The 22,165-nt window shown below is 69.6% G+C and carries 25 protein-coding genes, 1 tRNA gene and 1 pseudogene; 13 read left to right on the top strand and 14 right to left on the bottom strand.

The window, feature by feature from the left end; genetic code table 11:
• Positions 1-69: 69 nt before the first annotated feature.
• Entirely contained in the window at positions 70-459 is a 390-nt protein-coding gene (locus tag FB391_RS11945) for an SHOCT domain-containing protein (protein ID WP_141894577.1), read from the top strand.
• A gap of 81 nt (positions 460-540) precedes the next feature.
• On the opposite strand, the gene FB391_RS11950 is transcribed toward FB391_RS11945, so the two are convergent.
• Genes FB391_RS11950 through FB391_RS11965 form a run of 4 tightly spaced genes read right to left on the bottom strand, consistent with a single transcriptional unit; the run spans position 541 to position 2,873 of the window.
• Complete coding sequence (locus FB391_RS11950) at positions 541-1,344, bottom strand: ABC transporter permease (protein WP_141894578.1); 804 nt, start codon at positions 1,342-1,344, stop codon at positions 541-543.
• A complete protein-coding gene (locus FB391_RS11955; RefSeq protein ID WP_141894579.1) occupies positions 1,341-2,150 on the bottom strand; it encodes an ABC transporter ATP-binding protein in 810 nt (269 codons plus the stop codon). Before FB391_RS11955 ends, FB391_RS11950 begins: the two co-directional genes overlap by 4 nt.
• A complete protein-coding gene (locus FB391_RS11960) occupies positions 2,147-2,515 on the bottom strand; it encodes a DUF1048 domain-containing protein (RefSeq protein ID WP_141894580.1) in 369 nt (122 codons plus the stop codon). The genes FB391_RS11955 and FB391_RS11960 overlap by 4 nt, the downstream gene beginning before the upstream one ends.
• Position 2,516: 1 nt before the next feature.
• The gene (locus FB391_RS11965; protein WP_141894581.1) at positions 2,517-2,873 is read right to left on the bottom strand and encodes a PadR family transcriptional regulator; all 357 of its coding nucleotides are present in this window, start codon (positions 2,871-2,873) and stop codon (positions 2,517-2,519) included.
• Positions 2,874-3,129: 256 nt separating this feature from the next.
• Here FB391_RS11965 and FB391_RS11970 point away from each other — a divergent pair.
• Positions 3,130-4,392: pseudogene (locus FB391_RS11970) on the top strand (APC family permease); the annotation flags it as partial.
• A 250-nt stretch (positions 4,393-4,642) separates the two neighbouring features.
• Here FB391_RS11970 and FB391_RS11975 read toward each other — a convergent pair.
• Positions 4,643-4,725: transfer RNA gene (locus FB391_RS11975), tRNA-Leu, on the bottom strand.
• Positions 4,726-4,775: 50 nt separating this feature from the next.
• Here FB391_RS11975 and FB391_RS11980 point away from each other — a divergent pair.
• The gene (locus tag FB391_RS11980; RefSeq protein WP_018170749.1) at positions 4,776-5,396 is read left to right on the top strand and encodes an ANTAR domain-containing response regulator; all 621 of its coding nucleotides are present in this window, start codon (positions 4,776-4,778) and stop codon (positions 5,394-5,396) included.
• A gap of 48 nt (positions 5,397-5,444) precedes the next feature.
• On the opposite strand, the gene FB391_RS11985 is transcribed toward FB391_RS11980, so the two are convergent.
• Positions 5,445-5,876: a PaaI family thioesterase gene (locus FB391_RS11985; protein WP_141894582.1), complete on the bottom strand. Its 432-nt coding sequence runs from the start codon at positions 5,874-5,876 to the stop codon at positions 5,445-5,447.
• 80 nt (positions 5,877-5,956) lie between these two features.
• Between FB391_RS11985 and polA the strand changes: the two genes are divergently transcribed.
• Together polA and FB391_RS11995 are read left to right on the top strand one after the other, a co-directional pair.
• On the top strand, positions 5,957-8,614 hold the full coding sequence (gene polA, locus FB391_RS11990; protein ID WP_141894583.1) for a DNA polymerase I: 2,658 nt from the start codon (positions 5,957-5,959) through the stop codon (positions 8,612-8,614).
• A gap of 49 nt (positions 8,615-8,663) precedes the next feature.
• Entirely contained in the window at positions 8,664-10,337 is a 1,674-nt protein-coding gene (locus FB391_RS11995; protein ID WP_141894584.1) for a DUF885 domain-containing protein, read from the top strand.
• A gap of 9 nt (positions 10,338-10,346) precedes the next feature.
• On the opposite strand, the gene FB391_RS12000 is transcribed toward FB391_RS11995, so the two are convergent.
• Positions 10,347-10,976, bottom strand: a complete 630-nt coding sequence (locus FB391_RS12000; protein WP_141894585.1) for a phosphoribosyltransferase — start codon at positions 10,974-10,976, stop codon at positions 10,347-10,349.
• A gap of 65 nt (positions 10,977-11,041) precedes the next feature.
• Here FB391_RS12000 and FB391_RS12005 point away from each other — a divergent pair, with 65 nt between their 5' ends.
• Positions 11,042-11,803 (top strand): SGNH/GDSL hydrolase family protein, encoded by a 762-nt coding sequence (locus tag FB391_RS12005; RefSeq protein WP_141894586.1) that lies wholly within the window; start codon positions 11,042-11,044, stop codon positions 11,801-11,803.
• 22 nt (positions 11,804-11,825) lie between these two features.
• Here the strand turns inward: FB391_RS12005 and FB391_RS12010 are convergent, their stop codons facing one another.
• Positions 11,826-12,398 carry a dihydrofolate reductase family protein gene (locus tag FB391_RS12010; protein WP_141894587.1) on the bottom strand — a complete coding sequence of 191 codons (573 nt, stop codon included), beginning with the start codon at positions 12,396-12,398 and terminating at the stop codon, positions 11,826-11,828.
• Between the two features lie 98 nt (positions 12,399-12,496).
• On the opposite strand from FB391_RS12010, the gene FB391_RS12015 reads away from it, so the two are divergent.
• Positions 12,497-12,874, top strand: coding sequence for an ArsR/SmtB family transcription factor (locus FB391_RS12015; protein WP_141894588.1), 378 nt, complete (start codon positions 12,497-12,499; stop codon positions 12,872-12,874).
• Positions 12,867-13,310, top strand: coding sequence for an SRPBCC family protein (locus tag FB391_RS12020; protein WP_141894589.1), 444 nt, complete (start codon positions 12,867-12,869; stop codon positions 13,308-13,310). The genes FB391_RS12015 and FB391_RS12020 overlap by 8 nt, the downstream gene beginning before the upstream one ends.
• Positions 13,311-13,320: 10 nt before the next feature.
• Here the strand turns inward: FB391_RS12020 and FB391_RS12025 are convergent, their stop codons facing one another.
• The 3 genes from FB391_RS12025 to FB391_RS12035 are packed head-to-tail and all read right to left on the bottom strand — an operon-like array spanning position 13,321 to position 16,429.
• The gene (locus tag FB391_RS12025; protein WP_141894590.1) at positions 13,321-14,157 is read right to left on the bottom strand and encodes a carbohydrate kinase family protein; all 837 of its coding nucleotides are present in this window, start codon (positions 14,155-14,157) and stop codon (positions 13,321-13,323) included.
• Positions 14,157-15,071 (bottom strand): pseudouridine-5'-phosphate glycosidase, encoded by a 915-nt coding sequence (locus tag FB391_RS12030; RefSeq protein WP_141894591.1) that lies wholly within the window; start codon positions 15,069-15,071, stop codon positions 14,157-14,159. Before FB391_RS12030 ends, FB391_RS12025 begins: the two co-directional genes overlap by 1 nt.
• Before the next feature lie 17 nt (positions 15,072-15,088).
• Complete coding sequence (locus FB391_RS12035) at positions 15,089-16,429, bottom strand: MFS transporter (RefSeq protein ID WP_141894592.1); 1,341 nt, start codon at positions 16,427-16,429, stop codon at positions 15,089-15,091.
• Between the two features lie 154 nt (positions 16,430-16,583).
• On the opposite strand from FB391_RS12035, the gene FB391_RS12040 reads away from it, so the two are divergent.
• Positions 16,584-16,847: a DUF6458 family protein gene (locus FB391_RS12040; RefSeq protein ID WP_141894593.1), complete on the top strand. Its 264-nt coding sequence runs from the start codon at positions 16,584-16,586 to the stop codon at positions 16,845-16,847.
• A 49-nt stretch (positions 16,848-16,896) separates the two neighbouring features.
• On the opposite strand, the gene FB391_RS12045 is transcribed toward FB391_RS12040, so the two are convergent.
• Entirely contained in the window at positions 16,897-17,580 is a 684-nt protein-coding gene (locus FB391_RS12045; RefSeq protein ID WP_141894594.1) for a GNAT family N-acetyltransferase, read from the bottom strand.
• 114 nt (positions 17,581-17,694) lie between these two features.
• Here FB391_RS12045 and FB391_RS12050 point away from each other — a divergent pair, with 114 nt between their 5' ends.
• The 3 genes from FB391_RS12050 to FB391_RS12060 are packed head-to-tail and all read left to right on the top strand — an operon-like array spanning position 17,695 to position 19,779.
• A complete protein-coding gene (locus FB391_RS12050; RefSeq protein WP_141894595.1) occupies positions 17,695-18,264 on the top strand; it encodes a TetR/AcrR family transcriptional regulator in 570 nt (189 codons plus the stop codon).
• Positions 18,265-18,290: 26 nt separating this feature from the next.
• A complete protein-coding gene (locus FB391_RS12055; RefSeq protein ID WP_141894596.1) occupies positions 18,291-19,163 on the top strand; it encodes a serine hydrolase domain-containing protein in 873 nt (290 codons plus the stop codon).
• A gap of 10 nt (positions 19,164-19,173) precedes the next feature.
• Positions 19,174-19,779: a class I SAM-dependent methyltransferase gene (locus FB391_RS12060; RefSeq protein WP_141894597.1), complete on the top strand. Its 606-nt coding sequence runs from the start codon at positions 19,174-19,176 to the stop codon at positions 19,777-19,779.
• Positions 19,780-19,809: 30 nt separating this feature from the next.
• Here the strand turns inward: FB391_RS12060 and FB391_RS12065 are convergent, their stop codons facing one another.
• Entirely contained in the window at positions 19,810-20,583 is a 774-nt protein-coding gene (locus FB391_RS12065; protein WP_185843038.1) for a TetR/AcrR family transcriptional regulator, read from the bottom strand.
• 70 nt (positions 20,584-20,653) lie between these two features.
• Between FB391_RS12065 and FB391_RS12070 the strand changes: the two genes are divergently transcribed.
• On the top strand, positions 20,654-21,349 hold the full coding sequence (locus FB391_RS12070; RefSeq protein ID WP_141894599.1) for a hypothetical protein: 696 nt from the start codon (positions 20,654-20,656) through the stop codon (positions 21,347-21,349).
• Positions 21,350-21,398: 49 nt separating this feature from the next.
• Here the strand turns inward: FB391_RS12070 and FB391_RS12075 are convergent, their stop codons facing one another.
• Positions 21,399-22,148: a class I SAM-dependent methyltransferase gene (locus tag FB391_RS12075; protein WP_141894600.1), complete on the bottom strand. Its 750-nt coding sequence runs from the start codon at positions 22,146-22,148 to the stop codon at positions 21,399-21,401.
• Positions 22,149-22,165 lie beyond the last annotated feature (17 nt).

Genomic DNA, 22,165 nt, shown 5'->3' on the forward strand with positions numbered 1-22,165 from the left:
GCGAATGGGCTGGCGCGACCACTAGTGTGATCGCGTCAGCCCGTTTCTCGTGCAAGGTGGTGTCTCGAAATGTTCTTCCAGGACTTCTTCTGGTTCCTTCTGTGGAGCTTCTACTTCATCGCGTATCTGTACATCGTGATCGTGGTCATCATGGACCTGTTCCGCGATGACAAGCTCAACGGCTGGTTCAAGGCGCTGTGGATCATCGCGCTCGTGTTCGTGCCGTTCCTGACGGGTCTGATCTACGTCATCGCTCGCGGCAAAGGCATGGCGCAGCGCGCACAGGCCGCCCGCGGAGGCATCGTGGCGGAGTCCGACGACTACCGTCCGGCCGCGTCGGCGAGCCCCGCCGACGACATCGCCAAGGCGAAGGCGCTGCTGGACGCCGGCACGATCTCGCAGGGGGAGTACGACGCGCTCAAGAGCAAGGCGCTGGGCAACCAGTACTTCGGCGCCTGAGACGAAGAGAAGAGTGGATGCCTGGGGCCCAGGCATCCACTCTTCTCATTCGTGCGCGCACCGCGGGGTGCGGGGGAGGGCTCAGCTGATCTTGCGGCGGTAGATCGACATCGAGATCGCGTACGCGACGACGAGGATGCCCACCAGCCACGCCATCGCCACCCAGATGTCGCTGCCCACCGGCTGTCCGGCGAACAGCGCCCGGATCGAGTCGACGATCGAGGTGACCGGCTGGTTCTCGGCGAACCACTGCACCGGCCCCGGCATGCTCTCCGTCGGCACGAACGCCGAGCTGATGAACGGCAGGAAGATGAGCGGGTACGAGAACGCGCTCGCACCGTCCACCGTCTTGGCCGACAGCCCCGCGATCACCGCGAGCCACGTGAGGGCGAGGGTGAACAGCACCAGGAGCCCTGCGACTCCGAGCCACGCCCCGATGCTCGCTCCCGTCCGGAAGCCCATCAGGAGCGCCACGCCGATGACGATGGCCAGCGAGACCACGATCGACACCAGCGACGTGAGCACGTGCGCCCACAGCACTCCCGAACGCGAGATCGGCAGCGACTGGAACCGCTCGAAGATGCCGCCCTGCATGTCGAGGAACAGGCGGTACGCCGTGTAGGCGATGCCGGACGCGATGGTGATGAGCAGGATGCCGGGCAGCATGTAGTCGATGTACGACCCCTGGTCGGCTCCCAGATCGATCGCCCCGCCGAACACGTAGACGAACAGCAGCATGAGCGCGATCGGCGTGACGGCGGTGGTGATGATCGTGTCGGGGCTGCGCAGGATGTGGCGCAGCGACCGACCGGTGAGGACGGCGGTGTCGCTGAAGAAGCGGGCACCGGTGGCGGCGCGGGGAGCGCCGACGGCGACGGCGGTCATGATCGGTCCTTTCGGGTTGTCGCGGCGTCCGCGTCGGCGGACCCGGGTTCGGTGTCGACCTCGCCGGTGAGGGCGAAGAAGACGTCTTCGAGGCTGGGCTGCTTCTCGACGTACTCGACCTTCGCGGGCGGCAGCAGGCGCTTCAGCTCGTCGAGCGTGCCGTCGACGATGATCTTCCCCTTGTGGAGAATGGCGATCCGGTCGGCCAGCTGTTCGGCCTCGTCGAGGTACTGCGTGGTGAGCAGCACGGTGGTGCCGCCGCGAGCGAGCGTCGTCACGGCATCCCACACCTCCAGGCGGGCCGCGGGGTCCAGCCCCGTGGTCGGCTCGTCGAGGAAGATGACGGAGGGATCGCCGATCAGGCTCATCGCGATGTCGAGCCGGCGCCGCATGCCGCCGGAGTAGGTGCCGGCTCTGCGGGCGCCGGCCTCGGTGAGCGAGAAGCGGGCGAGCAGGTCGTCCGCGATCGCGCCGGGGTTCTTGAGGTGTCGCAGCTGCGCCACGAGCACGAGGTTCTCGCGGCCCGTGAGGACCTCGTCGACGGCGGCGAACTGTCCCGTGAGACTGATCGTCTCGCGCACCCGCTGGGCGTCGGCCGACACGTCGTGCCCGCCGACGGCGGCGGTGCCGGCATCCGCCTTGAGCAGTGTCGCGAGGATCCGTACCACTGTGGTCTTGCCGGCGCCGTTGGACCCGAGGAGCGCGAAGATGCTGCCTCGCGCCACCTCGAAGTCCACGCCCTTCAGCACGTGGAGGTCCTTGTACGACTTCTCCAGGTTCTTGACCGCGATCGCTGCGCCGGTCATCGCTGTTCACCTCGCTCCGCTTCGTCGATCGCCTTGTTGAGGCGATCGCGCTCCTTGTCGATCCACTGCTTGCCGTTGTACGCGGCGGCGAACTCCTCGGCGAAGGTCGCCGGGTCGTCGCCGACGAGATCGCGCACCGACGTGCCATCGGCCACGGCGCGCTCCCACAGGTCGGCGAGGTCGGCGTACATCTGCACGATGGTGTCGCCGTCGACGACGCCGCCCGCGTACATCAGGTAGCGCTCGACGGCCTTCGCGGCGCCGCGATAGGGCTCGGGGAGCGCCTCGACGCGGGCCTTGTACTGCCTCCACTGCTTCTTCTGCTCCAGCGAGCCGGTGACGACTTCGTACCACTTGGCGGCCATGTCAGTTCCCTTCCTGGGTCGTGCTGCTGTTGTCGGTCTGTGCATGGAGCTGTTCGATGCGCTCTGCGAGGAAGCTCCACGTCCTCCAGAACTCCGAGAGCTGTTCGCGACCCTGCGCGTTCAGCGTGTACACCTTGCGAGGCGGTCCCTTCTCGGACGGCACCTTCTCGACATCGACCAGTCCGCGCTGCTCGACGCGCACGAGGAGCGCGTACACCGTGCCCTCGGCGATGTCGGCGAATCCTTGCTCCCGCAGCCATGCGGTGATCTCGTACCCGTAGGCGGGACGCCCCGACAGGATCGCGAGGACGATCCCCTCGAGCGTGCCCTTGAGCATCTCGGTCTCCTGCTTGCCCATGAGGGGCACCTCCTCTCTCTCGCTACTCTGTCTTGCTGAGTACCACTACAAAGTAACACTGAGTACCAGTACTTAGCAACACCGAATAGCAAGATCTTCCGAGGCGCGGGTGTAATGTCCATCCGTCGCCAACGGAGGCGGCAGAAGAGGACCTTCGATGACCCGAATCGGCTCACCGGTCGCACCCGACGACCAGAGCACCCCTGAGCGTCACGATCTGCAGGCGGGCGGCGTCAGCGCCGCCGGTTCGATCGTGATGGCCGTCGCCGGAAGCGCACCGGCATATTCCATCGCCGCCACCACCGCGGCCCTTGTCGGCGTCGCAGGACTGGGCGCCCCGGCCGCCCTGCTGTGGTGCGGCATCCCGATGCTCGGCATCGCGTGGGCGTTCCTGTATCTCGGACGCGCCGACGTCAATGCGGGAGCCGCCTATTCGTGGGTGGCCAGGGCGCTGCACCCGGCGCTCGGCTTCCTGTCGGGATGGGCGCTCGTGATCTCGGCGACCATCTTCATGGTCGCCGGCGCGCTTCCCGCCGGAGCGATGACCGTCTCGCTGTTCGATCCGTCCCAGGCCGAGAACGTGCCACTGATCACCGGCATCGGCGCGATCTGGTTCGTCATCATGGCGGCCTGCGTCTACTTCGGCGTGCACATCACCGCGCGCGCCCAGTGGATCATGTCGACCATCGAGGTCGGCATCCTGGTGGTGTTCGCCGCGCTCGCGCTCTTCCGCGCCGCCACGACCAGCCACGACGGCCCGGACTTCTCCTGGGACTGGCTCGGGTTCTCGCACCTCACCGGCCCCGGCATCTTCGTGGGAGCGGCACTGATCGCCGCGTTCTACTACTGGGGCTGGGACGTCAGCTCGAACCTCAATGAGGAGACCACGGACGGCCACAAGTCGGCAGGCGCCGCAGGGCTGATCGGCGTGGGCATCGTCTTCGTGCTGTTCGAGATCTTCACGATCGCGACGCTCATCATGCTGTCGCAGGAGCAGATCGAGGCGAACAGCGCCAACATCCTGTCGGTGCTCGGCGACGTCATCTGGCCGGGGCTCGGCGGCAAGATCCTGATCATCGCGGTGGCGCTCTCGACGATCGCGACGCTCGAGACCACACTCATCCAGGTCACCCGCTCGCTGTTCGCGATGGGCCGCGACCACACGATCCCGCGCGCGTTCGGTCGCGTGCACCCGCGCTGGAAGACGCCGACGTTCGCGACGATCGTGATCCTCGTGGTCTCGCTGCTGCTGTTCGTCGGCTCGAACTTCCTCGGCAGCGTGGGCGACATCATGGAGAACGCGATCCTCTCGATCGGACTCCAGATCGCGTTCTACTACACGCTCGCCGGCGTCGCCGTCGTGGTGGCGTATCGGAGGGTGCTCTTCCGCTCCGTGAAGAACTTCCTGCTGATCGGGCTGTGGCCCGCCTCAGGCGCGGTGTTCATGGGCTGGGCGTTCTTCGCGTCGATCCCGAGCAACGATCCGATCGTGAACTGGCTCGGCATCGGGCTCATCGTGCTGGGCGTCGTGCCGCTTGCGCTCTTCTACCGCAAGGCGAAGGTGTACTACTCGCGGCGTCCGCTCGAGGTGCCGCCGGAGCTCGATAGGAAGGCCCCGGCCGACATCGACCTCCGCTCGCCGGAACAGGTCGAGACGCTGCCCGACCCGAACACCACAGTGATCAAGACGGTCGACGACAAGCAGGCCGCAGAGAAGAAGAAGAGTGGATGCCTCGGGCCGAGGCATCCACTCTTCTCTTCGTTCAGGGTGCCGGTGGTGGGAGTCGAACCCACACGCCCTTTCGGGCAACCGAGTTTGAGTCGGTCGCGTCTGCCATTCCGCCACACCGGCCGGCGCGGGCCTCCGCGCGTCCGCGAACGACCATACCGTAGGATTGGCAGGTGACTGAGCAGGAGCAGACCGCCGCTACGACGGCGTCCACCCCCCGTCGTGTCGTCGTCGCAGAGGATGAGTCGCTCATCCGGCTGGACATCGTCGAGATCCTCCGCGACAACGGATTCGATGTCGTCGGCGAAGCGGGGGACGGTGAGACCGCCGTGGCCCTGGCCACCGAGCTGCGCCCCGACCTCGTGATCATGGACGTGAAGATGCCGCAGCTCGACGGCATCTCGGCCGCCGAGAAGCTCAGCAAGAACCACATCGCCCCCGTCGTGCTGCTGACCGCCTTCAGCCAGAAGGAGCTCGTCGAGCGCGCGAGCGAGGCAGGCGCGCTGGCCTACGTCGTGAAGCCGTTCACGCCGAACGACCTGCTGCCGGCGATCGAGATCGCACTGGCCCGCTACGAGCAGATCATCACGCTCGAGGCCGAGGTCGCCGACATGGTCGAGCGCTTCGAGACCCGCAAGCTCGTCGACCGCGCCAAGGGCCTGCTCAATGAGAAGATGGGCCTGAGCGAGCCTGAGGCGTTCCGCTGGATCCAGAAGGCGTCGATGGACCGCCGCCTCACTATGCAGGACGTCGCGAAGGCGATTATCGAGCAGCTCGCGCCCAAGAAGGGCTGACCGGACGTCGAGTGGAGCGGATGCCGCATAGCGCGGCATCCGCTCTTCTCATGCCTGCGGCAGATCCTTGATGTGGTTCGTGATGCGCACGGTCGAGCAGCGGCGGCCCTCATCGTCGGTCACGACGATCTCGTGGACGGTCAGGCTGCGGCCGAGGTGCAGGGGCGTGCAGACGCCCGTCACATAGCCGGCGGTCGCCGAGCGCGTGTGCGTGGCGTTGATGTCGACGCCGACGGCGAGCCGCCCGGGACCCGCGTGGTAGTTCGCGTGCATCGATCCGAGCGATTCGCCCAGCACGACGTACGCGCCGCCGTGGAAGAGGCCCACGGGCTGCGTGTTGCCCTCGACGGGCATGCGTGCGACCGCGCGCTCGGGGGTGAACTCCAGCCACTCGAACCCCATCTTCTCGGCGAGGGCGCCGATGCCGCGACTGCTCGCCCACGCGATTGCATCGACGGCGGCGGGGGAGTGATCGGGCATGGCGCACCTTCGGTCTGGCCGGCTCGGGAGGCGGCGGGCGGAGGAGTTCGGGTGTCGTCGGCCCTGGCTAGGCTGGCAGGGTGACGGACTCCGCAAAGCCTACCCTTCTGGTCGTCGACGGCCACTCGCTGGCGTACCGCGCGTTCTACGCGCTGCCGGTCGACAACTTCTCGACCAAGGACGGGCAGCACACGAACGGCATCTACGGGTTCCTCGCGATGCTGATCAACCTGCTGAAGGCCGAGAAGCCGACGCATCTCGCGATCGCGTTCGACACCTCGCGGCAGTCGTTCCGCACGCGCGAGTACGAGGAGTACAAGGCGAACCGGTCCGAGACGCCGAACGAGTTCAAGGGCCAGATCCCGCTGCTGCAGGACTGCCTCGCCGCCATGAGCATCACGGTCATCCAGAAAGAAGACATCGAGGCCGACGACATCCTGGCGACGCTCGCGACGCAGGGCGCCGAGCAGGGCTTCGACGTGCTCGTCTGCTCGGGCGACCGCGACACCATCCAGCTCGTCAACGACGACATCACCCTGCTGTACCCGAACGTGCAGGGCGTCTCGCAGCTCAAGCGCTACGACCGCCAGGCCGTCATCGACCGGTACGGCGTGCCGCCCGAGCAGTACCCCGACATCGCCGCGCTGGTCGGAGAGACGAGCGACAACCTTCCCGGCGTGCCCAAGGTCGGCGAGAAGACCGCGGTCAAGTGGCTCAACCAGTTCGGCTCGCTCGACGCGCTGCTCGACGGCGCCTCGACCATCAAAGGCGTCGTCGGCGGCAATCTCGTCGCACACACCGAGGACGTCCGTCGCAACCGCCGCCTCAACCGGCTGCTGCGCGACGTCGAACTGCCGTACGGTCCGGCCGACCTCGAAGTGCAGCCGATGGATGCGCAGGCCGTGCGCGACATCTTCTCGCGCCTCGAGTTCAAGACGCTGATCCCGCGCGTGGCCGAGCTCGCGGGCATCGAGCAGCAGATGGCCGCGGTCAACTCGGCCGCCGCGGAGCTGGCGCCGGTCGCCGCCGAGCTGTCCGGCCCGGACCTCGCCGCGTGGCTCGACAAGGCGACGGGCGACGTCGGCGTGACGCTGACCATCGAGGGCGGCCTGCCCGCGCGCATCGGCCTGGCGACGAAGTATGCCGCGGCCGAGGCCTCGTGGACGCCGGAGGTCGAGGCATCCCTCACGCCGTGGCTCGCCTCGGACGCGCCGAAGGTGTTCGCCGACGCGAAGCCGCAGGTCAAGGCGCTGCGCCGAGCCGGTCTGAGACTGGGCGGTCTGGACTTCGACGTCGTGCTCGCGGGGTGGCTGCTGCGCCCGAGCTTCCCCGACAAGAACCTCGCCGACCTCGTCGACCGGTACCTCGACGAGAAGCTGCCCGAGTCCGACCCGTCGCAGCTCGTGCCCGAGACCGAGGGCGCGACGCCCGGTCAGCTCTCGTGGTACACGCTGCGCGTCGCCGGCGCGGTGCGTGCCGAGCTGCCCGAGAGCGTCGCGACCGTGCTCGCCGACATCGAGCTGCCGACGCTGCACACGCTGGCCGACATGGAGCTCGCGGGGGTCGCGGTGTCGCACGACATCCTGTCGACCTTCTCGGGCGAGCTCGGAGCACGTGCCGACGCTCTCGCGCAGGAGGCGTACGCGGCGATCGGGCGCGAGGTCAACCTCGGATCGCCCAAGCAGCTGCAGGAGGTGCTGTTCGACGAGCTGCAGCTGCCGAAGACCCGCAAGACCAAGACGGGCTACTCGACCGACGCCGCCGTCCTCGCGGACCTGCAAGAGACGAATCCGCACCCGTTCCTCGACCTGCTCCTGCAGCACCGCGAGGCGACCAAGCTCCGGCAGATCATCGAGTCGCTGGACGGGTCCATCGGCAACGACAGGGCGATCGGCGACGACGGCCGCATCCACACCACGTACGTGCAGACGGGCAGTCAGACGGGACGTCTGTCGAGCACCGACCCCAACCTGCAGAACATCCCGATCCGCACCGAAGAGAGCCGGCGCATCCGCTCGGCGTTCACGGTCGGCGAGGGGTACGAGACGCTTCTCACCGCGGACTACTCGCAGATCGAGATGCGCATCATGGCCCACCTGTCGGAGGATCCGGGACTCATCGAGGCGTTCAACTCCGGAGAGGACACGCACCGGTTCGTCGGTTCGCGCGTGTTCGGCGTCGCGCCAGAAGACGTCACGGCGGCGATGCGCACGAAGGTGAAGGCGATGTCGTACGGACTCGTCTACGGTCTGTCGGCGTTCGGCCTGTCGAAGCAGCTGCGCATCGAGCAGTCCGAGGCGAAGCAGCTCATGATGGAGTACTTCGCGCGGTTCGGCGCCGTGCGCGACTATCTGCGGTCGTCGGTCGAGCAGGCGCGCATCGACGGGTACACCGAGACGATCTTCGGGCGCCGCCGCCCGTTCCCCGACCTCGCGAGCCCGAACCGGGTGCTGCGCGAGAACGCCGAGCGTGCCGCGCTCAACGCTCCGATCCAGGGCAGCGCGGCCGACATCATGAAGATCGCGCTCTTCCACATCCACGACGATTTCGCCGCGGCCGAGCTGCGCTCGCGCGTGCTGCTGCAGATCCACGACGAACTCGTGGTCGAGGTCGCACCGGGGGAGTGGGATGCGGCCGAACGCATCGTGCGCGATCGCATGGGCGATGCGGCGACGCTCTCGGTGCCGCTGGACGTGCAGATCGGCCGCGGCGGCGACTGGAACGAGGCCGGGCACTGAATCCCCGCCGGCACTGAATCCCACCCGGCCCAGCACTTAGGCTCAAGCTATGACAGACGAAACCCGCACGCCCACGCAGATCGACAAGATCGCAGATGCGTGGGTCGACACCCTTGCCGACCTGGAGCCGACGCTCGCGACCTATATCGGCCGCACCGAGCACAACGGCCGGTTCGGCGACTACAGCCCCGCCGGGCAGGAGCGCCTCGCCGAAGAGGGACGCCGGACTCTGGCCGCGCTGCAGGCCGCGACGCCCGCCGACTTCGTCGACGAGGTGACCAAGGACGACCTCTCGCGCGAGATCCAGCTGGGTCTCGACCTCGACGAGGCGAAGTGGCACCTGCGCGACCTGAACGTCATCGCGTCGCACGCGCAGGACATCCGCTCGGCGTTCGACCTCATGCCGACCGCCACCACCGACGACTGGTCGGTCGTCGCGACGCGCCTGGCCGCGGTCCCCGGAGCGATCGACGGCTACGTCGCGAGCCTCCGCGAGGGCATCTCGCAGGGCGTGGTCCCCGCGCGCCGGCAGGTCGTCGAGGTCGTGACGCAGATCGGGCGGTACACGGCCGACGGCGGCTTCTTCGCCACGTTCGCGGCCGAGGCGGCGCCCGACGAGGGGCAGCTCCCGGCATCCCTCGCCCGTGACCTCGCCGACAACGCCAACGCCGCCCGCGTCGCCTACGACGAGCTCGCCTCGTTCCTGTCGAACGAGCTCGCCCCCGCAGCCAGCGAGAAGGACGCCGTCGGCCGGGAGCTGTACGCGCTGCACTCGCAGCGCTTCCTCGGCGCGACGATCGACCTCGACGAGACCTACGAATGGGGTGTCGAGGAGCTCGCGCGCATGGTCGCGGAGCAGGAGTCGATCGCGAACGAGATCAAGCCCGGCGCCTCGGTCGAAGAGGCCGTCGCGTTCCTCGAGCAGGACGCCTCGCGCAAGCTGTACGGCACCGATGCACTGCAGAAGTGGATGCAGCAGACCAGCGACCGCGCCATCGAAGAGCTGGGACGCACCCACTTCGACATCGCGGAGCCGATCCGCAGGCTCGAGTGCATGATCGCCCCCACCAAGGAAGGCGGCATCTACTACACCGGTCCGACGGACGACTTCTCGCGTCCGGGCCGCATGTGGTGGTCGGTGCCCGAGGGCGTCGAGGACTTCGACACGTGGCGCGAACTCACCACGGTGTACCACGAGGGTGTCCCCGGACACCACCTGCAGATCGCGCAGGCCGTCTACAACCGGGCCCAGCTCAACACCTACCGCCGCCTGCTCGGCGGCACTTCGGGTCATGCCGAGGGGTGGGCGCTGTACGCCGAGCGCCTCATGGAGCAGCTCGGGTACCTCTCCGACCCGGCTGACCGCCTCGGGATGCTCGACGGTCAGCGCATGCGCGCCGCCCGCGTCGTGCTCGACATCGGCGTCCACCTCGAGAAGCCGCGCCTGGACGGCCAGGGCACGTGGGATGCCGACTACGCCCTCGCCTTCATGCTGCGCAACGTCAACATGCCCGACGAGTTCGTGAAGTTCGAGGTCAACCGCTACCTCGGCTGGCCGGGTCAGGCGCCGGCATACAAGGTCGGCCAGCGCATCTGGGAGCAGCTGCGCGACGAGGTCGCCGAGCGTGAGGGCGACGCGTTCTCGATCAAGCAGTTCCACAAGCGCGCGCTCGACATCGGCGGAGTCGGCCTCGACACGCTGCGCTTCGCGCTGTCGCGCTGACGCGCTCCGTCAGCCGGGGAGGCCGTGGTGCAGCAGCGCCACGACCTCCCCGTCGCTCGTCTGCGTGAAGACGTCGTAGTACTGGCCCACGGCCCAGAAGTCCGGCTCGCGGTTCGGGCACACGTAGTCGTCGACCGCATCTGCGGGTGGGATCCATTCCTCGGGTGCGACGGGGACGGCCAGCACGATGCGCGACGGCTGGCGCGTCCTCAGCGCACGGCAGGCCGCGACCGCACTCGCGCCGGTCGCCACGCCGTCATCCACGACGATCGCGGCGCGGCCCTGGAGCTCGGTGCGCGCCGTCCTGTATGCCCGCGTGCGGCGTGAGAGCTCGTCGCGTTCGGATGACTCGACCCGATCCACCTCCTGCGGTGTCATCCCCGCCCAGCGGACGGCGTCGGGGGTCACGATCCGCACTCCGTCGGCGATCGCGCCGACCGCGAACTCCTCGTGCCCGGCGGCCCCGAGTTTGCGGACCACGACGGCATCCAGGGGCAGCCCGAGCTCGTCGGCGACCGCCGCCGCGACGACCACGCCACCGCGGGGGATGCCCAGGACGACGGCATCGGATCCGCGCCAGGGTTCGAGGTGTGCGGCGAGCGCGCGCCCTGCGGCCCGCCGGTCGTCGAACAGGGCCATGCGCCCACGCTACGCCGGGTCCGAGGTGGGCGGGAGCACCCCGGGCCGCGCCGTAGGCTGGGTCGGTGGCATCCGTTCGATACGTCGCGATCGGCGACTCCTTCACCGAGGGCGTGGGCGACGAGCTCCCCGACGGACACGTCCGCGGCTGGGCGGACCTCGTCGCCCAGGGATGGGCGGACGCGCTGGGCGAGCCCGTCGAGTACGCGAACCTGGCGATCCGCGGCAAGCTCGTGTGGCCGATCGTCGAGCAGCAGCTGGAGCCCGCGCTCGCGCTGAAACCCACGCACCTGTCGTTCAACGGCGGCGGCAACGACATGCTGCGCCCGCGCACGAGTGTGACCGGCGTCGTCACCGCCTTCGACCGGGTGCTGAAGCGCTGCGACGAAGAGGGTGTGCAGCTCATCGTGCTGTCGGGCGCGAACCCGTCCGGGCAGCTCCCGATGCGCCGCCTCATCCAGCGCCGCGGCGACCTGCTGTCGCACGCCGTCGAGGCGCACCTCGCGTCGCGCCCGGATGTCGTCCGGGCGTACAACTGGTTCGACGCCGAGCTGGCGACGCCGCCGTTCTGGTCGGAGGACCGCCTGCACATGAACTCCCGTGGGCACCACAGGGTGGCCGCGCGCGTGCTGGACGCACTGGGCCTCGACCCGCACCCGGAGTGGTGGTCGCTCCCGCTCCTGCCGCCGGCAGGCGCCCGCGGGCCCGCCTACTACCGCGAGCACGTCGGGCCGTGGGTGCGCCGCCGGCTCACGGGGACCTCATCCGGAGATGGCCGCGAGCCGAAGTTCGGCGGCGGCTGGAACGCCGTCGCTCCGTCGGTGTGAGGGCTCCGCTCGCGCGCAGCGCTCACTCGCCGTCGGCCCGGGTCACGCGATACGTCAGCTCGGCGAACGCACCGGCCTGACGCACCGCCGTCAGCTCGAGCCGATCTGCGCCGAGGGCACGGGGGAGCAGCGGCCTGCCCGACGGGAGCGTCGCGGGCGCCACCGACACCCTGATCTCGTCGAGCAGGCCTGCGTCGGCGAACTGCCCGGCGAGGTCGCCGCCTCCGACGACCCACACATCGCGGTCGCCGGCCGCCTCCTGGATCGCCGGCCACGCGTCTTGCACGTCTCCGGCGGCGAACCGGATGTCGACACCCGGGACGACCGGCTGGTCGCGGCTCGTGAAGACCCAGGTCGGCCGGTCGCCGTAGTACGACGGCCACTTCTCGGGATGGGCCACGAGGTCCTCGTGCTCCACCACCCAGCGATACGTCGACGACCCCTGCACCAGAACCCCGATCCCGGCGAGGAAGCTCTGGAAGTCGGCGTCGCCGCCCTCTCCGCCCGGAACGGCGAACAGCCACTCCAGCGAATCCTGGTCGTCGGCGAGGAAGCCGTTGAGCGTGGTGGCGGTGTAGAAGATCACTCGGGCCATGTCGCCACCGTAGCGCCGCCTCCCGACATCTCGGGGAAGGTCTTGACTCGTATTCAACCAAGCAGTACTGTACCAATCAGTTGAATGCGAGGTGAGTCATGACCGACACCCTGAGCCGCACGTTCGCGGCGCTGGCCGATCCGACGCGACGAGCCATCCTGGCCCGGCTGAGCACGGGCGAGGCGACCGTGGGCGAGCTTGCCGAGCCGTTCGACATGACGTTCGCCGCCGTCTCGAAGCACCTGCGCGTGCTCCAGGAGGCGGGGCTCGTCACGCGCGGCAGGACGGCTCAGTACCGTCCTGCCCAACTCGACGCACGACCGCTGGCCGCGGCATCCGCCTGGATCGGCGACTACGCGAAGTTCTGGGACGACAGCCTCACCGCCCTCGACCAGTACCTCAACGCCCTGCAGCAGCTCGGCACACACCCTGAGAACGACACACGCACGACCGACAAGGAGAATGACGATGACTGAGTACTTCACGGTGACCCGGACCCTCCGGGCTCCTCGCGAACTGGTCTTCGAGACCCTGACCAAGCCCGAGCACTTCGCCGTGTGGTTCGGCACGGCCGAGGTCGAAGTGCCCCAGGACACCCTCACGATGGAAGTGCGGCCCGGCGGCGCGTTCCGCGCGGTGATGCACCTTCCGGACGGACACCGCATCGACTGGTCGGGCGAGTACAAGGTGGTCGAGCCGCCGTCGCATCTCGCGATGACCCTCACGGATCAGCCGGGCGACGACACCGGGCTGCCTGTGCTCTTCGATCTCGAAGAGACCGCCGACGGCACGGTGCTGACCATCCGCCAGGACCGCTCGGACTTCACGGACGAGCAGGTCGCCGCCACCATCGCCGGCTACAACTCGTTCATCGACGACATCGAGCGGGTGCTGGAGCGCCTGCAGGCCTGACGGCCCTTCGTCACAGGGCGCCCGGGCGTCGCAGCGCACTCATCGCGAGCGCGCCGCCTGCCCGGGCGCTCTCGTGCGGGCCGGCACCCGACAGCGCCGCCGCGACGTACCCGGCCGCGAACGCATCGCCCGCGCCGGTGGAGTCGAGCACGTCATCGACGCGCTCGACGGGGACGTCGGACGACACCCCGTCGACCGTGACGCTGACGGGGTCCGGGCCCCGCTTGACGACGTAGACCCCCGTCACCGCCACGCCGAGCTCCGCGCCGGCCCGCGCCTCGTCGTCATTGGCGAACACGACATCGGGGCGGACGCCGTCGAGGATCCGCTGCAGTCGCGCCGCCCCCAGCTCGCGCATGGTCGCGACGCTCGAGAGGTCGATGCTGACCCGCGCGCCGCCGGCCGCGGCGCGGGCCACAGCATCCGTCAACGCGGTCCGGGAGCGGGTCACAGCGAACCCGTACAGCGGCGCATGCACCCACTCTGCGCCCTCCAGCCATGCGGGCTCGATCGCCTCGAGTTCGGCCGCCGCGCCGCGATCGGTGATCATCGTGCGTTCGCCGACGGCATCCACGAGCACGACGATCGAACCGGTGCGTCCCGCCCGCTGCACCCGCACCTCGACGCCCGCCGCCTCCAGCTCGCCGACCAGCGCGCGGGCGAGGGTGTCGTCGCCGACGCGGCCGATGAAGCGGACCGGATGCCGCGAGGCGGCCGCCACCGCCACGTTCGCGGCGCTGCCGCCGCGCGTCAGGCGGATCTCGGCGGGATTGTCGGTGCCATGCTCCAGGACGGCGCCGCCGAGCACGATGAGATCGGCGACGAGATCGCCGATGACGACGAGCATCAGACCGCGCCCGACAGCGCGACGGCGATGTGCGCGCCCAGATCCACGTTGCCGCGGTACACCTCGACGTTGACGTCGAGGCTGCGCCCGGCGGTCTCGCGCTGGAAGAAATCGAGCAGGAAGGGCGTGGTGTCGTGCCCGGCGATGCCCGCCGACTCGGCGGCCGCGAGTGCGCGGCGAAGGACGCGATCGTGCTCTGCGGGATCGAGCTCGCGCTCGGGGGCGAGCGGGTTCGCGACGAGCAGGGTCGAGGCGATCCCCAGGGCGTCGCGCGTGCGCGCGATCGCCGCGATCTCGGCGGGGGAGTCGGCTGCGAACTCGATGTCATGACCCGAATCGGCCACGTAGAAGCCGGGGTAGTCGGTGGTGCGGTAGCCGATCACGGCAAGACCGAGCGTCTCCAGCCGTTCCAGGGTGAGCGGGATGTCGAGGATGGACTTGACGCCCGCGCTCACCACGACGAGCGGCAGGCCCGCGAGCGCGGGCAGGTCCGCCGACTCGTCGAAGGTCTGCGGCGCACCGCGGTGCACGCCGCCGAGACCGCCGGTCGAGAACACCCGCACGCCGGCGCGAGCCGCCAGGTACGCCGTGGCCGCCACCGTCGTTCCCGCGCTGAGCCCTTTGACCACGGCCACCGGCACGTCTCGCACGCTCGCCTTGACGACATCGTCCGCGGTAGCCAGTCGCTCGATCTCTTCGGGCGACAGACCCACGGTCGGCCTGCCGTCGATGATTCCGATCGTGGCCGATACGACACCGAGCGCACGCACCCGCGCCTCGGCCTCGAGCGCCACGTCGATGTTGCGAGGGCGCGGCAGCCCGTGGGTGAAGATCGTGGACTCCAGCGCGAGGACGGGCTCGCCGTCCGCGACGGCCGCCCGCACCTCGGGGGCGATGACGAGGGGATCGGACATGTGAGTATCTTGGCGGATCAGCCTCGCGGCCGCCGCGGTGGGCGCGGCGGGTCCATGCCGAGCCGGATTCGCGTCCGCTTGCGCTCGATGACGATGAACGTCGCACCCAGGGCCCACAGCGGCACCTGGGTGAGGAAGGCGATGCGGAACGCGTCCAGGCTGTACGTGGCCGGCGTGCCCGCACCCTGGAGGTCGAGGGCGAGGCCGATCAGGAGGATGGCGATGAGCGCCGCGAGGAAGCCTCCCGCGTTCGTCACGCCCGTCGCAGTGCTCAGCCGGTGCGAGGGATTGTGGGTGCGAGCGTGGTCGAAGGCGATCATGGATGCCGGACCGCCGGTCGCGAGCGCCACCGCGAGGGCCAGCAGCAGCCACAGCGGCGCCGGTCCGGGGTAGGCGACGACGGCGAGCCACGCAGCCGCCTGGACGGCCACGGTGGGCAGCACCAGCGCGCGAGAGCGCAGATGCGGATTGCGGCGCGAGAGCTCGCCCATGATCGGCCCGAGCGCCATGCCGACCACGACGTACAGCGACATGATCGACGCCGCCTCGGCGGTGGTGCGCCCTTCACCGGCCGTCAGGAACGGCATGCCCCACAGCAGCACGAACGCGGTGCCCGCGAAGGGCGTGGTGAAGTGCGACCAGAACGCCAGCCGGGTGCCGGGATGCGCCCAGGCGGCACGGATGCCGACGCCGGTGTCGACGGCCGACGTGACGACGCGGATGGCGCCGGTGTCGGTGTCCACCGACACGTCCTCGTCCCGGTCGGGCGGATGGTTGCGGATGAGCAGGAACACCAGCACCGCGAAGAGCACGCCCAGCCCCGCGATGCTGCCGAACGTGATCGACCACGTCGTGGCGTGCAGCAGAGCGGCCAGCGGCACCAGGGCGACCAACTGGCCCGCCTGTCCGACGATGCCGGTGAGCTGCACCATGATCGGGCCGCACTGAGCCGGGAACCACGTCGCGATCAGACGCAGCACACCGGGGAAGATCGCCGCGTCGCCCGCGCCCAGCAGCATGCGCGCGAGGATCGCCACCCCGACGCTGGGTGAGACGGCCATCGTCAGCTGACCCACGGCCATGAGCAGCATCCCGATCGTCATGATCGGTCGCGCGCCGTACCTGTCCAGCAGCACGCCGATCGGGATCTGCATGCCGCCGTAGACCGCGAGCTGGACGACGGCGAACAGCGACAGCGTCGCAGCGTCCGCGTCGAACCGCGCCGCCGCGTCCACCCCGACCGCGCTCAGCGACGAGCGGTTGGTGATCGCCAGCACGTAGGCGGCCACACCGACGGTCCAGATGATCCACGCGCGCGTTCCCGGCCCGCTCGCGGCGGGGCGGGACAGGCTGTGCACCTCTCCAGCGTAGTCACCGGTGGGCAGCGCGCCGTCGGCACCTGTTTGTCAACCCCCTCCCGCCGGAGCGGGTGCATCGGCCAGCGTGGTAGCCGGGACAACCCCGTCCCCAGGCCCGGGGAGGGCTGAGGAGCACTCCGGAAAGGAGCTTCGCATGAGCATCGGAGCAGGAATCGTACTGTTCGCGATCGGAGCCATTCTGGCGTTCGCGCTGAACGTCCAGGTGGACTGGGTCAACCTCGACATGATCGGCTACATCCTGATGGGCGCGGGAGTCGTGATCTTCCTCGTCGGCATCGTGCTGATGATGCGCCGGCGTCGGTCTGACGTCGTGACGCACACGGCCGTGGATCCTGCCGGAGACGAGCGGGTCGTGCGCCGTTCGACGCGCACCCCGGACGACACCGCCGGCCTCTGACGCGCAGCAACGTGGAGCGGGCGCTCGGGGGCGCCCGCTCTGCTTTGCGTCAGTGCTCGGTCGCGAGGGGTGTGCGGATCACCTCGACGCCCCACAGCTCGACGGGCGAGCCCAAGAGCGCGGCGTGATCGTCACGCTGCGCCAGCCATCGTTCCCGCGACATCGTGTACCGGTTGTGGAGCACCGCGGCCCCCTCGCGCGCGACCTGGAACGCCCCGTCGGATTCGTACCCCAGGCGCCGGGAGACGGCGTTGGACGGCCCGTTGTCGGCGAACGCGCCGGATGTCGCCTCGAGGGCGCCGAAACCCTCGAACGCGAGATGCAGGATGAGCGCCCGCATGCGCGTCCCGATCCCGTGACCCTGGTGCTCCAGACCCAGCCACGACCCCGTGGTGACCGTGCGGAGCACGGTCCAGTCCTTCGCGGTGAGCCCCTGGATGCCCACGGGAACGCCCCGGTGCAGCACCGCGAACTCCAGCGCGAACGCCTGCGGCGACACCTCGCCGCGCAGGCCCCACTGGTAGGTGAGGACACTGCGGGCCACCTCGTCCGCGGTGCCGCGCGTCCACGGATGCTCGAACGGCATCGCGTCGGGAGCGTGGATGCCGCGACCGGCGAGCTCCGCGAGCTCGAGCAGCAGCTGGTCATCGATCCACCGCAGTTCGAGGTCTCCGGCACGGGCACGGACGGCGGAGGCCGGCCAGAGTCGGGCGAGCGCGTCAGGGTGCGGCATCCCGGAATTCTGTCAGACGCGTCGCGCGATCGCACGATGGTCGTGGGGCTGGGAAGATAGAGTGACCATGCGCCCACTATAAAGTGGGCGAGCGCCCACTTGAAAGGAATCTCCGTGCCGACAGGCAGAGCACTCGACGACGCACGCACGTTGCTGCTGGAGTCGGGCCGGCGCATCCTCGCCGCCGAGGGCGCCGGTGCTCTCACCAGCCGGTCGGTGACCGACAGGAGCGGGGTGGCCAAGGGCGTGCTGCATCGGCACTTCGCTGACTTCGACGCGTATCTCGCGGCGCTGGTCGCAGAGGACGCCGAGCGGATCCGGGCGATCGAGCCCCGCGCCGCCGGCTCGGCGGTCGACGCCGTGACCGATGTGATCGAGCAGGTCTTCACACCGACGACCCGGGCGCTCGTCGCCCTCGTCATCAGCCGCGACGAGGTGCGCCGCCGTGTGCGCGCGCCCGGCTCGTATGGGATCCCGCTCCTGATGGACGCGACCGCCGTCGTCATCGACGTGCTCGCGGCCGGCCGCGACCTGGGGTGGCTCCGTCCGGACGCCGAGGTGGCCGCCCTCGCGCTGGCGCTCATCGGAAGCGCGCACCTGCTCTACGCGGGAGAGCTGGGGGCGTTCCCCGACCGCGCCGCGACGCACGAGGTCGTCGAGTCGATCCTCGTCGGCTCGCTGTGAGCCGACGCTCTGCCAGACTGCTGAGCGTGACCGCTTCTACCATCCTCGACCGGATCGTCGCCGACATCGACGCGGAGGGACTCGGTGCGTATGGCGTTCACGTCCGCGTGGGCGACGACCAGGCGCAGCACCGCTGGCGCAGCGACGATCGCGTCAACATCTACTCCGCTTCCAAGGGCGTGTGCGCGCTGGCCGTCGGGATGGCCGCGGACGACGGCATCCTGTCCCTCGACTCGACGGTGGCCGAGCTGCTGCCCTCGTTCGAACTCGGCGAGGGCGTCGATCGCGTGACCGTGCGCCACCTGCTCACGATGACGAGCGGCATCGACTTCGAGTGGTTCGGGGATCAGCCCGTGCCGTGGCCTGATCTCGCACAGGAGATGCTCCGCCGCCCGTCGAGGGGAGCGGGCGAGGCGTTCCAGTACAGCGACGCGAGCACCTACACTGCGATGCGGCTGCTCGGCGCGCGGGTGGGCGATGTGCGCGACTGGCTCGTGCCACGGCTGTTCGAGCCGCTGGGCATCCACAACCCGCAGTGGCACCGCTGCCCGCAGGGTTGGATCGTGGGCGGCAGCGGCCTGGAGCTGCGCACAGAGGAGCTCGCACGCATCGGAAGCGTGCTGCGCGACCGCGGGCGGTGGGGAGCGGAGCAGCTGGTCAGCGCGGAGTGGGTCGATCGCATGCACTCGGAGTGGGTCACGACCCCGTACGACGGGTCGTCGTCGCACTACGGGCTGGCCGTCTGGCAGGGCCCCGGCGCGTGCTGGCGCCTGGACGGAAGGTACGGCCAGTACGTCGTCATCGACGACGCCGGCACCTCCGTCGTCACGATCACGGCGCACGAGGAGTCGCGCGATCACCTGCTCGCCGCGATCGCCGCGGCGGCGATCGCCGGCTGAGGACGACGGGATGCGGCGCACCGACGGTCCACGATGGAATCACAACATCCACTTCCATCGCGTGGTCATCGACGCGATCCCGGCGGGGGCGACGTCGGCTCTCGACGTCGGCACGGGCAACGGCATGCTCGCGCGAGAGCTGCGCGAGCGCCTGCCCGACGTGACGGCCGTCGACATCGACGCGACGGTGCTCGCCGATGCGGCCGCCGAGCACGGCGATGACATCGCGTGGACGCACGCCGACGTGATGAAGCATGACTTCGGCCGACGCTTCGACGTGGTGGCATCCATCGCGACGCTCCACCATTTCGACGATCTCGGGGCCGCCCTCGTGCGCCTGCGCGACCTGACCGCCCCCGGCGGAATCCTCGTCGTCGTAGGGCTCGCCCGCGAAGGGTCTCTGGCGGACCGGGTGCGCGGACTGGCAGGCGTCGCACAGCACCAGTACTACGCCCGGACCCGCAACCTGTGGGAGCACACCGCTCCCACTGTCTGGCCCCCTCCGCACACGTACGCCGAGGTCCGGGAGATGGCGTCCGCGGTCCTCCCTGGCATGCGCTGGCGGCAGTTCGCACTGTGGCGCTATGCCTTGACGTGGCACCGGCCCGCGTCGTGACGGCGGAGCTGGACGGACGTATCGCGACCGTCAGCGCTCCACGTACGCGGCGATGCCGTCGAGGATCCTTGCGAGCCCGAACTCGAACCCGTCGAGCGGAGGCTCGTCCGCGAGGAACATCGGTTCCCGCATCACGTCGGCCACCGCATCGAGTCGGCGAGCGCGCAGCTGCGCGTCGAGGAACTCGCGCACGGCCCGCATCGCGCGCTGCTGATCCGGGTTCGCGCGACGCAGCTCGGCGGGGGTCGGGGCGTCGCGCCGCAGATCCGCGCCGTACCGCGCGTGGCTGTCGAGCAGATACGCGCAGTTCAGCATCTGCTGAGAGCCCATGCCGGTCGGCGCCAGGGCGCCGATGAGCTCCTCCAGCCACGCCGCGTTGTGGGGCGTGAGCGGAACGGTGCGCGGAACGTCGAGCAGCCAGGGGCGAGCGACGAACTGCTCGAACAGGCCTCGGGCCCACTGCGCAGCGGCCTCTCTCCAGTCGCCGTCGGGCAGCGCGGGCGGGTCGCCCCACGCGCGGTCCGCGACGAGGACGAGCAGCTCGTCCTTCGAACTCACGTAGCGGTAGAGCGCGTTCGTGCTCACACCGATCCGTGACGCGACGCGGGGGAGGGATGCCGCCGCGATACCCTCCTCGTCCGCCAGCGCTGTCGCGGCCTCGACGACCTCGTCGACGGTGTGGGCTGGTTTGGGGCCGCGGCGTCCCTCCGTCCCCGTCACGCCCCACGCCGCCGCGAGGCCGGGAGGAAGGGCGTCGAGGTCCACAGCTGTGCGTTGCGGGTGATCTGGCGCGGCCGGCGTCATGTGCGGCATCCTCTCGACGTCTCGTAACAAACAGTAGACGGCTTACACAGTTAAGGCTACTGTGCATGCCATGAACACTTCATCTCATACACAGTTATCGCTCACCACGGCAGCACAGCGGTGGATCGGGGGAGCGGCGATCGTCGGCGGGGTCTTCGCCATCGCCGAGCTCCCGCTGTACTTCGTGGTGCCCGCCTGCAACACCTGCAGCGTCGACACCGGCTCGCTCATGCCGGATGGTCTGATCCTGACGCGCACGCTGTTCAACTTCCTGGCCCTGACCGCGTTCCTCGTGTTCATGAGCGGGGTGCGGTTCCTGATCGGACGCGCCGACTCGCGATTCGAGTGGTTCGGAGCCGTCGCGGGCACCGCCGGCGTGGCCTGGACGATCGTCGACATGGTCGCGAAGGGGCTCGAGGGCAGCAGCGCCATCCAGACGGCGGAACTCATCGATCCGACCCGCACGGTCCCGACGTACCTGCTGTACGGATCCATCTCCCACCTGCTGCTGACGGTGTTCGGCGTCGCATTCGGGTACGCGGTGCTGCGCACGCGGGCGCTCGCTCCGTGGGTCGGCTGGTCGGCGTTCGCGATCGCGCTCCTGCACCTGGCCGGGGTCCCGTCGATGTTCTTCGGCTACAACTCGTCGGAGTTCTACGCCTCGAACGGCTGGGGTGCTGTCGCGATGTTCAACGGCATCGCCGCCCTGTGGCTCGCCGTCGTCGGGATCGCCGTCCTGCGCCGCAGGACGTCCGGCACCGTCTGACCTCCGTCGTGCCGCGGTCCGGGTGCTCGCCGCCCGGACCGCGTCGCGCTCATGCCGACGGGATGTCCACGGGGAGCGCGCTGATCAGCCACGACGTGTAGTGCTCGGTCACGGCGCCGCCCAGTTCTGCCGCGGCCGAGGCCGCCTCCTCGACTTCGGCCGGCGTCCAGTCGCTGAACGTCGCGAAGAGGGCACGCACCTGTGCAGTCGTGAGCGTCACCGACCACCGGTAGTGATGGATGCCGTCGACGGCGAACAGTCCCGTGCCGCCCAGCCGCGCTGCCGTGGCATCGGCGTCCTCGGTGTTCCCGGGTCGGGTGGTGCCTCTCCGCTCCACGATCCGGTGCACAGCGCGGCGGAACGGCGTGATGTCCGCGGCGGCGTCGCCGAACACGTTGCGCCACACGAGGAACCGCCCCGTGGGCTTCAGCGCACGGTGGAGGAGCGGCAGCACGATGTCGAGATCCATCCAGTGGATCGATGTCGCCGCGACCGCCAGGTCGAACGCTCCGTCGTCGACGCGAAGGTCCTCCGCGCGCGAGCGGACGACCGTCACCGAGGGGAGCCGCCTCTGCAGGATCGCGGCAAGGTTCGGCCCCGGCTCGACCGCGACGACGTCCATCCCCGCGGCGACGAGCTCTCGGGTGGCCTCACCGCTGCCGGCCCCGAGGTCGAGTGCGCGTCTTCCCGGGCCGAGGAGCCCGGTGCTCCGCACGTCGCGCCAGAGCTCCTGCGGATACGGCGGCCGGGCGGTCGCGTAGCGGTCCGCCATCCCGTCGAAGTGCAGAGGATCGACCACGCCGCGAGCCTAGCCCT

It is taken from the genome of Microbacterium kyungheense (genome assembly GCF_006783905.1).
GTDB classification, from domain to species: Bacteria; Actinomycetota; Actinomycetes; order Actinomycetales; family Microbacteriaceae; genus Microbacterium; species Microbacterium kyungheense.